9 protein-coding genes and 3 pseudogenes are annotated in these 11,461 nt (G+C 66.9%); 5 read left to right on the top strand and 7 right to left on the bottom strand.

Annotated elements, in window-relative coordinates; translation table 11 throughout:
• Positions 1-155 precede the first annotated feature (155 nt).
• Positions 156-452, top strand: a pseudogene (locus tag ACZ4V6_RS36160) (IS701 family transposase); the annotation flags it as partial.
• 162 nt (positions 453-614) lie between these two features.
• On the opposite strand, the pseudogene ACZ4V6_RS36155 reads toward ACZ4V6_RS36160, so the two are convergent.
• A pseudogene (locus ACZ4V6_RS36155) lies at positions 615-1,706 on the bottom strand (IS630 family transposase).
• 197 nt (positions 1,707-1,903) lie between these two features.
• Between ACZ4V6_RS36155 and ACZ4V6_RS36150 the strand changes: the two are divergent.
• Complete coding sequence (locus ACZ4V6_RS36150) at positions 1,904-3,133, top strand: IS701 family transposase (protein WP_467835457.1); 1,230 nt, start codon at positions 1,904-1,906, stop codon at positions 3,131-3,133.
• Between the two features lie 434 nt (positions 3,134-3,567).
• Positions 3,568-4,215, top strand: a complete 648-nt coding sequence (locus ACZ4V6_RS36145; protein ID WP_467835456.1) for a LysE family translocator — start codon at positions 3,568-3,570, stop codon at positions 4,213-4,215.
• A 42-nt stretch (positions 4,216-4,257) separates the two neighbouring features.
• Here ACZ4V6_RS36145 and ACZ4V6_RS36140 read toward each other — a convergent pair whose 3' ends face one another.
• Both ACZ4V6_RS36140 and ACZ4V6_RS36135 read right to left on the bottom strand, forming a co-directional pair.
• On the bottom strand, positions 4,258-4,974 hold the full coding sequence (locus tag ACZ4V6_RS36140; RefSeq protein ID WP_467835454.1) for an aspartate/glutamate racemase family protein: 717 nt from the start codon (positions 4,972-4,974) through the stop codon (positions 4,258-4,260).
• 69 nt (positions 4,975-5,043) lie between these two features.
• A complete protein-coding gene (locus tag ACZ4V6_RS36135; RefSeq protein WP_467835452.1) occupies positions 5,044-5,892 on the bottom strand; it encodes a PhzF family phenazine biosynthesis protein in 849 nt (282 codons plus the stop codon).
• A gap of 211 nt (positions 5,893-6,103) precedes the next feature.
• On the opposite strand from ACZ4V6_RS36135, the gene ACZ4V6_RS36130 reads away from it, so the two are divergent.
• Positions 6,104-6,460, top strand: a complete 357-nt coding sequence (locus ACZ4V6_RS36130; RefSeq protein ID WP_386794235.1) for a hypothetical protein — start codon at positions 6,104-6,106, stop codon at positions 6,458-6,460.
• On the opposite strand, the gene ACZ4V6_RS36125 is transcribed toward ACZ4V6_RS36130, so the two are convergent.
• The 3 genes and pseudogenes from ACZ4V6_RS36125 to ACZ4V6_RS36115 all read right to left on the bottom strand — a co-directional run bounded on the left by ACZ4V6_RS36125 (position 6,450) and on the right by ACZ4V6_RS36115 (position 7,833).
• A protein-coding gene (locus ACZ4V6_RS36125; protein WP_467835450.1) for an IS5 family transposase occupies positions 6,450-7,270 on the bottom strand; the annotation gives its coding sequence in 2 pieces (ribosomal slippage) (positions 6,450-6,913 and positions 6,913-7,270; 822 coding nt in all). The genes ACZ4V6_RS36130 and ACZ4V6_RS36125 overlap by 11 nt on opposite strands.
• Positions 7,271-7,369: 99 nt before the next feature.
• Positions 7,370-7,519, bottom strand: a pseudogene (locus tag ACZ4V6_RS36120) (ATP-binding protein); the annotation flags it as partial.
• The gene (locus ACZ4V6_RS36115; protein WP_467835448.1) at positions 7,516-7,833 is read right to left on the bottom strand and encodes a hypothetical protein; all 318 of its coding nucleotides are present in this window, start codon (positions 7,831-7,833) and stop codon (positions 7,516-7,518) included. The gene ACZ4V6_RS36115 and the pseudogene ACZ4V6_RS36120, both read right to left, overlap by 4 nt.
• Before the next feature lie 229 nt (positions 7,834-8,062).
• Here ACZ4V6_RS36115 and ACZ4V6_RS36110 point away from each other — a divergent pair, with 229 nt between their 5' ends.
• Entirely contained in the window at positions 8,063-8,863 is an 801-nt protein-coding gene (locus tag ACZ4V6_RS36110) for a barstar family protein (protein WP_467835459.1), read from the top strand.
• An 8-nt stretch (positions 8,864-8,871) separates the two neighbouring features.
• On the opposite strand, the gene ACZ4V6_RS36105 is transcribed toward ACZ4V6_RS36110, so the two are convergent.
• Positions 8,872-11,151 carry a tyrosine-type recombinase/integrase gene (locus ACZ4V6_RS36105; RefSeq protein WP_467835446.1) on the bottom strand — a complete coding sequence of 760 codons (2,280 nt, stop codon included), beginning with the start codon at positions 11,149-11,151 and terminating at the stop codon, positions 8,872-8,874.
• Positions 11,152-11,461 lie beyond the last annotated feature (310 nt).

The following is an 11,461-nucleotide window of genomic DNA, read 5'->3' as shown; positions in this document are numbered from 1 at the left end:
GCAACTTCAAACCAGACGGACTTCCAGGCGTAAAAGCGAACGAGACGGATGACCAAGCATCCACCGCGGAGAGCGCCATTCGCCACCTACGGGATTAAAGCCCTCAAAGCAGAACAGGAGCAAAAACCGCTTACAGGGCTTAACCTGCGTAAACGCCCTCTAAGATCTCCTACTACATCGCCTACTGCCCCGCCGACACCACACTGGACGAGCTCATCCGCATCGCGGGCAGCCGCTGGGCGGTGGAGGAATGCTTCCAGACCGCCAAGCAGGAGTGCGGCCTGGACGACTACCAGGTCCGCCGCTATCCCGGATGGCACCGCCACATGACCCTGGCCATGGCCGCCCACGCCTGCCTGACCGTCCTGCGAGCCCGACAGCTGGACGCGGACAAAGCAGAAACGGATCCTCCCAGCTCATCCACCTCAGCCTCGCCGAAATCAGACGCCTGATCACCCGACTCACCGACCGCCGTCCCACCCCGGTCGACCACATCCTGCACTGGTCGACATGGCGCCGCAGACGGCAGTATCAGGCTCGGCTCAGTCACTACAAACGACGCGGACACAGTCCTTGAAAACTGCCCAGCACTCAGAACAAGCACCGTTGCAGTACTAGTCTTCTGAGTCAGGAATTCTGTTCAGATAGCTGGCGAGGCGTTCGAGGATCTCGTCCGCGGTCTTGGTCCACACGTAGGGGTCGGGATCGGTGTTCCATGCGGCGATCCAGGTCCGGATGTCCTTCTTCAACGCCTGGACGCTTCCGTGGACTCCTCGCCGTATCCGCTTGTTCGTCAGCTCGGCGAGCCACCGCTCGACCAGGTTCAGCCAGGACGATCCGGTGAGCGTGAGGTGCAGGTGGAAGCGGGGACGGGCCACCAGCCAGGTCTTGACCGCCGGAGTCTTGCGGGTCGCGTAGTCGTTCAGCACCAGATGCACGTCCAGGTCCGCCGGCACCTCCTGGTCGAGCTTGATGAGGAACTTCTTGAACTCCTCGGCCCGGTGCCGACGGTGCAGGGAGCCGATCACCTTGCCTGTGGCGACCTCGAGTGCGGCGAACAGGGTGGTGGTGCCGGCGCGCACGTAGTCGTGGGTGATCCGTTGCGGGATCCCGGGCATCATCGCCAGCACCGGCTAGGAGCGGTCCAGCGCCTGGATCTGGCTCTTGTCGTCCACGCAGAACACCAGCGCCCGCTCGGGCGGATCCAGATACAGGCCGACCACATCATGGACCTTGTCGACGAAGTACGGGTCCGTGGACAGCAGAGACGTCTCGGTGCGGTGCGGCTGCAGGCCGAAGGCCCGCCAGATCCGCGACACGGTCGACTGCGACAGGCCCATCTCCTTCGCCATCGCCCGCGTCGACCAGTGCGTGGCATTCTTCGGCGTCGACTCCAGCGTCTTGGTGACCACGGCGGCGACCTGCTCGTCGGTGACCGTCCGGGGTCCGCCCGGACGCGGCAGGTCGCCCAGACCGGCGATCCGGTGCTCGACGAACCGCTTCCGCCACCGACCCACCGCATGCCGCGTGGAACCCAACTGCGCGGCCACGTCCTTGTTCGACACGCCGCTCGCGCAGGCCAGGATGATCCGGCAGCGCAAAGCCCACGCCTGCGGCGTGGAACGGCGCCGCACCCACCCCTCCAGCGCAGCCCGCTCCGCATCCGACAGGATCAACTCGGCCTTCGGCCGCCCAGTACGCGCCACCCCGCAACCCTATACATATGAACAGAATTCCTGACTCAGAAGACTAGCAGCCGGACTTTTGTATTTGCGCTGGTCAACGGTCTGGTGGTGGGGAGTGTAGCGAGGGTTCGGCATGTGCGGGCCGGTCTTGGGCCGACCGTCCCACCAACGGGTGCCCGCGCCGCATGTAATGACAGCACCGCGAGCAGACCATTGCCGTGATCCACGACGTACCGACGAACGCCTGGGACCTGGAACTCGAAGAACTCTTCCTGCAGACCGGAGCCCGCTTCTGCCGGGTGGAAGCCCGGCGGCGGATGCGGGACTACGTCCGTGGGCTGCTCGGCCCGGTCGGCCGCAAGAACAGCTGGCAGCTCGCCGAGTACGCCGGCCACGACACCCCGCATGGCCTGCAGCACCTGCTCTCCCATAGCCGCTGGGACGCCGACGGCGTCCGCGACGACCTGCAGGCCTACGTGGCCGAACAACTCGGTCGTCCAGATGGTGTGTTGATTCTCGACGACACCGGCTTCGTGAAGAAGGGCACCACCTCCGCCGGAGTGCAGCGCCAATACTCCGGCACGGCCGGCCGCACCGAGAATTGCCAGATCGGCGTCTTCGCCGCCTACGCCACCACCCGCGGCCACGCCCTGGTCGACCGCGAGCTCTACCTGCCCCAGTCCTGGACGCAGGACCGGGAACGCTGCCAAGCCGCCCGCATCCCCGACGAGCGCACCTTCGCCACCAAGGGCGACCTCGCCCGCGACATGATTCGTCGCGCCCTGGACTCCCCACTGCCCATCGCCTGGGTCACCGCGGATTCCGCCTACGGACAGGACTCCCGCTTCCGGCGTTTCCTGGAAGACACGCAGCTCGCTTACGTCGTCGCCGTGCCCAAGTCGCAGCAGGTGAGCGGCCCGCGCATCGACCATCTCATCGCTCAGGCCCCGCCCAAGGCCTGGCAACGTCTGTCGGCGGGGCCGGGGGCCAAGGGCGAACGGCTCTACGACTGGGCTGCCGCCCGCCTGCCCGCAGCGACCGAAGCCGACGGTGACGAGCCGACCCGGCAGCGCTGGATGCTGGCCCGCCGCAGCATCGGCAAGCCCGACGAGATCGCCTACTACCTCGCCTGCACCCCGCTGGAAGCCACCGTCGCCGACCTGGTCCGCGTCGCCGGAAGCCGTTGGAAGATCGAGGAGTGCTTCCAGAGCGCGAAGAACGAGTGCGGCCTGGACCAGTACGAGGTCCGCCACTACGTGGGCTGGTACCGCCACATCACGCTCGCCATGCTCGCCCACGCCTTCCTCGCCGTGATGGCCGTGCAGGAGCGCGAAAAAGGGGTGACGAGGCCGACACACCCGACCTCGTGGCCCTCACACCAGCCGAAATCCGTCGTCTGCTGGCAGTTGAACCCCGCCGCCATCCTGCACCCCGCGACCACGCGATGAACTGGTCCCGATGGCGACGCCGTCACCAAGCACGTGCCCAGTGCTGTCATTACATGCGGCGCGGGCACCCGTTGGTGGGACGGTCGGCCCAAGACCGGCCCGCACATGCCGAACCCTCGCTACACTCCCCACCACCAGACCGTTGACCAGCGCAAATACAGAAGTCCGGCTGGAGTACTAGTACCCGTTTGCCGTTGTCCCCCTGCGCGTTGCTGCAGCGGCCGCACCGGAGCAGCTCCCAGCCAATACGGCGCTGGACTGCGAACTGCCTGCAGAAATCGCTGCACGGTCAGTCCAGATCATTCGGATTGGCCCTGCCCTCCCGGCGGGGCCGTGCGCTGGAATGGCTCCATGGCCGCTGTCGGACCCCGGCCCCGGCGACGGCTCCCCGCGGTGCGACCGACCCGGGGCCATGTACACGTGAACGGATTTCCATGCCAGAACTGCTCGGCTTCGTGGCCGCTTCCCTGGTCATCATCGTCGTACCCGGCCCCGATCTGACCCTGCTGCTGGGCAACACGGCCCGGTCGGGGCGGCGCGCGGGCCAGGCGACCGCTGCGGGAATCATGCTGGGACACGCGGTCCTGGCCACGGCCGCGGTGGCCGGCCTGACGGCCCTGCTGGCCGCCTCGCAGGTCGGCTACACGATCCTGCGCATCGTCGGCGCCCTGTACCTGATCTATCTGGGTGCCCAGTCCCTGGCCAGCTTCGTCCGCCTGCGCCGCGGTGCTGCCGTGGACGATCCGGCTCCCCGCGCTGGCCGTCCCGCCCCGACGGCGGGGCGCCTTGTGCGCACCGCCTTCCGGCAGGGCCTGATCAGCAACCTGCTCAACCCCAAGGTGGCCGTCTTCTACCTGGCCCTCTTCCCCCAGTTCAGCCTGCCTGGCCTGGGAACGACGGCCGCGCACAGCGTCCTCGCCGGTGTCTTCTGGCTCTTGTGCCTGCTGTGGTTCGTGCTGGTGCTCCTGCTTCTCGCCCGCGTCGAGCGGCTGCTTGGCCGCCGCAGCGTCCGGCAGTCACTCGCCGGAGCGTCGGGCGTGGGTCTGGTCGGCCTGGGTGCCGCCCTGGCGTTGCGCGGCTGACCCCACCTCACGTCGGCCGGCCCTGGTGCTGCGGCCCGGTGCTCAGAAGGACCAGGATTCGACCGGCCTGCGCAGGGCGGCTTCGACGATGGCTTCGATGTGCAGTTCCGTGGCGTCGATGAGCGGCATGCCAGGGGCGTCGCACTGGCTGATGAGCAGGCCGGCCTCGGTGCAGCCGAGCACGACAGCCTCGGCTCCCCGCTCGCCCAGGTCACTCACCAGGTGCACGAATCCGTCACGGGCGGCGTTGGTCCGCAGCCCGTGGCTTACTTCCTCGACGATCACTCGCCGGACGAACGAGCGGACCGCTGGTCTGGGCGTGATGACCTCCACTCCACGGCCGGCCAGCCGGTCTGCGTAGTAGGACCCTTCTGCCACGGGGCTGGAGGCGATCAGCCCGAGCCGCGACACCCCAAGAGCGCGTGCGGCGTCGCCCACCGCGTCGGCGATGTGCAGCAGCGGCAGCGCTGTGCTCCGCTCAAGAGCCGAGGCCACGACGTGTCCCGTGCCTCCGCCGATGGCCAGGATCTCGGCACCGGCCGCCTCCAGGGCGATCGCCTTCCGCGCCAGGTACCGGCCGAGGTAGTCCCACACGCCGGACTGCACGCAGCGGTCAACCACGCCGAAGTTGACGCTGGCCAGAAGCACCTCTGCCTGCTCATAACCTCCCAGCCGGTCGTTCACGCGTTCGTTGAGACGCTGGTAGAAGTGCGCGGTGGCGGTGCTGCCCATGCCGTGGATGAGCCCGATGGTTCTCATGCTGTCTTCCGGTTCGGTCCCGGGTCAGGACGCGGACGAGCGGCAAGGCGTGTTGTCCAGGCGCGGCCGCTACAGGGCGGCGGTGCCCCGGAAGCAGGTGGTGGTCGCTCCGCCGACCCAGACGCTGCCGTCGGCATCGGCGGAGAGCGTGATGTCTCCTGCCCTGCCCAGCCGCGCGCCCTGAGAGACCTTGAAGCTCGCCGGCGCGGCACCCGACCCGATCAGCCACTGGCCGACCGAGGCGTTCATGCTGCCGCAGACCGGGTCCTCGGCCACACCGACGCCGGGCGCGAAGCTGCGCAGCTCGAACGCGTGCTTCGAGCCCGGCGGATACGCGCCGACGGCGCCCACCATGGCCGTCGGAATCCGCGACAGGTCCGGCTCCAGGGCCAGGACCTCCTGAGCCGTGGCCAGCCGGACCACCGCCCACCCGGGGCCGTTGTCGACCCACTGATGAGCCAGCACCTGCTCCCGGCCGATACCGAACGCCTCCACCACCTGCTGCAGATACTCCTCCCCCAGCGCGCCGCTACGGCGGGTGGGCGGCGCGGCGAAGGACAGGACGCCTTCCCCGCACCGTACGTCCACCAGGCCGGCCGCACACTCCTGCACGACGCGGTCACCGCGGTGCGGCCTTCCGCCGTGCTCCAGCCAGGCATGCGCCGAGCCGAGCGTGGGATGGCCGGCGAACGGCAGCTCACCACCCGGGGTGAAGATCCGCAACCGGTAGTCCGCCTCCGGGACCGTGGCCGGCAGCACGAACGTGGTCTCCGACAGATTCGTCCAGCGGGCAAGGCGCTGCATCGCCTCGTCGTCCAGGCCGTCGGCGCCGAGCACCACAGCCACCGGGTTGCCCAGATACGGGGTGGAGGAGAACACGTCGACCTGCGCAAAGGGACGCGGACGCGGCGTAGGCATGGGTGGGGTCTCACTTCCGGTGGCGTGGTGATTATCGGGGCATCGCCGGACCGGCGACAGCACATCCATCCCACGCAAGATCCGCGCGACGCGGGAGAGCCAATCCCAACTAACTGGCCTTACCTGGTCCTTCGCGTGAAGCAGGCGTTATCTACAAGCTTCTAAGACGTCGTTTCTTATGGCTGTCAGAGCGACGTGAGAGTGTCCTGACATGAGCTACGACCTTGCTGTCTGGGAAGGCGAGAGGCCGGCGGACGACAGGACCGCCGGCCGAGTCTTCAACGAGTTGTACGACCGCTACATCGACGGCGAGGTGGAAGAGCCTCCATCCGAACGCATCGCGGCTTATGTGGCTGCGCTGCTTGAGCGGTGGTGTGACCTCACCGAGGACGAGGAGGACACTTCGCCCTGGTCAACCGGCCCGTTGATCGGTGAGGCCAGCGGCCCGCTGATCTACTTCCCCATGCGTTGGAGCATGGCCGAGGAGGCGTCGGCCTACGCGGCGGCCGTGGCGGAGTCCATGGGGCTGGTCTGCTTCGACGTGCAGCAGGACCGGCTCAGGCCGTGAGCAGGCCCACCAATCGGCGATAGCCGATCAGGGTCGCGGCTATGCCGACGAAGGCGAGGAAGTGTTCGGCCTTGCGTTCGTAACGGCGGTGGAGCCTTCGGCAGCCGGCCAGCCAGGACACGGTTCTCTCGACCACCCAGCGATGCCGGCCCAGCCGCTGTGAGGACTCGACGCCCTTGCGGGCGATGCGGTGGCGGATACCTCGGCGACGGAGCCATCGTCGCAGGTGGTCGTAGTCGTAGCCCTTATCGGCATGCAGCTTCGCCGGGCGCCGGCGGCGTGGGCCGCGGCGGGACCGGATCGGTGGGATGCCGCGGATGAGAGGTTCCAGGCCCTGGCTGTCGTGCATGTTCGCGCCGGAGATGCCCAGGGACAGAGGCAGTCCGTTCCGGTCGGTGATCAGGTGGATTTTCGATCCCAGCTTGCCGCGGTCGGTCGGATTCGGTCCCGTCAGTGGCCCCCTTTTGCGGCCCGCAGGCTGACGGAGTCGATCGCGCACCGCGACCAGTCCAGTTCGCCCCGCGCTCCGAGTTCGTCGAGGATCGCGCGATAGAGCCTCGCCCAGACCCGGTCCCGGCTCCACTGGGCGAACCGGCGGTAGACCGTGGGCCAGGCGGGGCCGAACACCGGCGGCAGTTGCCGCCATGTGCAGCCCGAAGTCGCCACGAAGATGATCGCCGCCAGAACTTCACGGTCTCCCGCCCGGCGTCGGCCACCGCCCTGTGGACGGATCACCACCGTCGGCGGCACCACCCGCCTGAACAGCACCCACAACTCGTCCGGCACCAACCGCTCAACCAAATCCGTCATGCACGGATCAACGAACGATCACGCCATAAGAAACGAGGTCTAAGCCATCGAGCCGCGCGCCAGACATGCCGGCCTCAACACGCTGAACTTGACAGAGAAGTCGTCACTGACCACGCCCCGCAGACCATCGAGCGAGAGGACCTGGGAGTCCGGCCAGGTGCGGGCCAGCGTCGACTTGCCCGCTCCGAAGGCGCCGATCAGCACGATCAGCCCGTTTTCCGGCAGGTCCGGGTACAGCACCGAGGTCATGCGGTATCTCCTTGCGGGTCGAGGGAGCGGGCGGACCAGTTCAGGCGTTGCCCGGCGTTGTCGGTGAGCAGGGCGGCGACCTCATGCAGGGGGCAGGAGGCGTCGCCGTCGTGGTCGGGCTCGAGCTGTTCTGCCCGGCGCGCTGCGGTGCTGACCACTTGCGCGAGCATCGGGAAGAGGCCGCCGGGCACGGCGGTGTCCTCCTGGAGCTCGCGCAGGATCGCGGCGAGCTCGCGGGCGTCGACGTCGTCGGCGTTCAGGTCGTCCTGAACCTGCGGGAGGGCGAGCTGGGCGATGCTGAGCGAGGCACGCACCCGGTCTGTGCGCGCGGGAACGGCTGGTCATCGGGTGGTCGCCTTGGTGGTGGCGACCACGGTCGCGACCGTTTCCCAGCCGTGGTGCCAGGCGGAGTCGAGGTGGAAGGACCCTTCTCTGAACTAGGGGAGAGACGAGTGCCGCTGCATGTGAGGCCGACCGGTCGGCTGGCTGAACTACGCCCAAGGGCTTCTCTGTAGGCTCTTCGCCTCAGGGGGTGCTGTGGAGATGCTGGGCCGCGCTGGAGAAGGGTTTAAGTACGCCCTGACCAGCGACGAGGATGAGAGCGACTTCTGGGGCTTCGCGCAGGAAGCCAGCGGGTTGTTCATTGGGAGCGACGATGGACATCGCCAGGTCGAACTTCTGGGGTGCTCGCCTCGAGGCGCGCTGCTGACCTGCCTCGACCATCTCGACGGGCGCCGCGCAAGCGCGGGGAGTGCCCACCTGGCTCTCCTCGACGCCAAGGGCAGTGAGATGGGTTCCTACTTCGTCAACAACCTCACCGCAACCGCCGCCAAGCCTTCCCTTCGCGAGGAAGGGCTTCTCGACATCACTGTGCGTCTGTGGTGCGACCAGCTCCTCCCCGGCTCGGAATGGGTGTGGGAATTGCTTCGAACTGGACAGCTGAACCGGAAGGGCATGTGGCACTCCCTCTCTCCGGAAGAACGGAAAGCCTGGCTGTCTGTAGCGCTGTGGTCGCGGCAGTACCAGCGTCGAGACCACCCCAAGGACACTGCGCCAGGCCAAGTGTTCACCTTGGACGGTCTGCAAGTCGTCGATCCCGACAGCTTCTACTGCGCGCTGGGTGAAGCCATCAACGGTCCCGGGGGCTACTTCGGCTGGAACCTCGCTGCCGTGGACGACTGTCTCGGCGGAGGGTTCGGTGCCGCGCCTCCGTTCACTTTGGAATGGCAACACTCAGACTCCGCAAGGGCGTATCTCGTCAGTGACCACGGGGGCAATGGCGCCTTCTTCGAGGTGCTTCTAGAGATCTTCATGGACCGCGGTATCGACGTCCTACTGCGGTGACGAAAGCGCTATCGCCCTTGTGAGTGAGGGTCGGCACCAGGAGCCGGTCGTCGGCTCGCGAGTATGGGCGCCTTCGCCTCGCTTGTGCGAACAGCAAGCTGATCAAAGGTGGGGATGCCGATGAAGACTGGGGAGTTCTTGCGTTCCTGCCTCGCGTCTAGCTGCGAGATCTTCTCCTGGGCCGCAGTAAGACTGACGTTGAGCCCTTCTACTTCGCCGAGCCAGCCCTCGCGCTCAGCCTCCGCGATCCGTTCGGCCAGGTTGTCGCGGATCTCGAGGAGCCTGGGCCTTTCGGAGGGGGAGACGATGAGGAGTGGGCATCGGACGCAGGCGTGCTCATGGACGCAGTCGGTGCCGTAAGCGCGTCCGCAGTCGCCGAGAGCGAGCTTGCGGCGCTCGAAGTGGCCGAGGAATTCCTCCCACTCCTCCGCTGTGACGGCTCGGTACTCCTCGGCAGGTCGAACCGCTCGTCGGCGAGCAATGAATGCCTGGTGAGCCTCGATAGCGTCTGTCGGGTAGATGGCGGCATAGCCCATCGTGGTGTTGATGTTGCCGTGACCAGCGATGACTTGCGCGATGTGTGGAGGTAGGCCGTTCATGATGGCGTCCGTGATGAAGATCCGCCGGAAGTCGTGGGGTGCGAAGGTGAGCGGTCTGCCTGACGTGTCGGTGAGTCCGGATGCCATGAGGGTCTCGTTGAGTGCCTCGCGGATGGTGTGTTGCGAGATCTGGCGGTTCTCTCCGCTGACGTGCCACTGGTAGAGAAGCGGCATCGGCGGGTTCCACGTCCTCTCGTGGGAGTCGTAGCTATGGACGAGAGGGACGGGACCGTTTGCCGAGCGGACCCGCGAGATGACTGCGCTGAGTACGTCCGCGAGTTCCGGAGTCACCAGCAGAAGTCGCTCTTGATCGTTTTTCGATGGTGCGATCTGGAGAAGCGGAATGATTTCTCCGCTGGTTGGCAGCTTGTAACTGATGATGCTGTGGTGGCCGATCTCGCCGAGCTCCTCGATCCGGATTCCTGTGTGCCGCAGGATCTCGATCGTTGCCCACGCCCAGAAGGCTCGCTTCTCCTCTGTTCCCAGGTGGCGCCGACGGCCGGCCGCGTCGTAGGCGTTCATGGGCCGGCCGTCGAGCCGAGCGGTCCGGCGCGCGAGAGTGAGAGTCTCGCCCAGCACTGTGATCGTGGCGCCCGGACTCGCGGCGTTCAGAGCGTCCAACCTGGTCCTGGCATCCTTGAGGCGACGTTCCGCGACGCGGACCAGGGCTGGCAGCACTGGCAGGCGTTCGCGAGTCCGCTGGTCCGAGCGGGACTTCTGCTGTTGTCCGAGCTTCCTGGTCGACCACTCGTCTTGGCTGATCGGGACTGGCGCTGCCCAGCGGCCCCACTGTTCAGGCTCCTCAATCGCCCAGTGTGCGATGTCGAGGTAGAACGCTCTGACCATCTGCTTCACCGCCGCGGCGGTCTCCCGCGGTTCGGTGACCAGTGCGGTAGAGCCATCGGGTTGCCGACGGCGGACCGTCTTCGTGGCAAGCCGGGCTTTCCAGGCGGCGGCGACTTCCTTGTCGAGGCGCAAGGAGTCGATCCCCGGATGATGGCGTTCGATGTCGGACCAGAACAACTTGGCCAACACCGTCGACAGTTGCTTGAGTGAGCTGTAGTCGATGCTGGGACGGCGCTCGTTGAGGTAGTCGACGATCAGATCCCGAACCGGTTTGCATTGCAGCTGGTAGCGGTCGACGAGCATTTCGATGCTCACCTGGCCGGCGCGGTTGGAGAAGCTGAGCAGACTGCCTGGCGCGTCCGGCGGGAACTGTCCCAGTTCCCTGAGCCAGAGGTAGGCGAGCCTCGCGTTACGAGTGGCGGTCTTGCGAGGACCGGCCGCCTGCAACAGGGCCAGGCAGTCTCCGACAGTGATGTCCCGGACGGTGCCGCCGTATGCCGCGATGATTTGGGCGATGGCCAGAAGGGCCGCCGAGGCGGTGTCCATGTCTCCGCCCCCGGGGCAGCCGGCCGCCTCCATGCGGGCGAAGCCTTCGGGGTCCCTGCTGTGCTGGATGCCCGGTCGAACGAACCTCGACGAGTTGGCCATGAGCCACGTGAGACTGGGCCGGATGGCATCGGCGCAGATGAGGGTGTGCATCCCCGCCTGAATCGTCGCAGACGGAGTGTTCCGGTGCAGTGTCCGGGAGTAGGCCTGGACGTGTGTGTACCAGCCCTTCTGCTTGTCGGCAGCAGGGGAAGCCAGCCAGCGCTGCTGCCAGGTGTCGCCGGGAAACGTCTCCATCCAGCGCAGTAACAGACGGGCGCCGACCATCCGCGTTGCCTGACTGCTTTCGGTGCCGGGCAGACGCTGATTGGGGTGGCGGAGCCAGTCGTAGAGGTCCGTCCGGTTCAGGGAGGTAACCGGCCAATCCGTAGTGCGTGGTCGTGGTGGGAAACGCTGGAGCAGTTTGGCCGCCTCGACGCCGGCTAAGGGCTGTCCCGCATGTCAGGCCGAGGCTGTCGTCCTGGTCGGTGGGTGAGAGAGGATCAACAGCGATCTGGTCCATCAAGTGTTCAAGAGGCAACTGTGGTTGACGGAGTGCAGACGTTCG

Source organism: Streptomyces sp. NPDC029152 (assembly GCF_055564355.1).
This window is presented reverse-complemented; position numbering and strand designations above follow the sequence as displayed.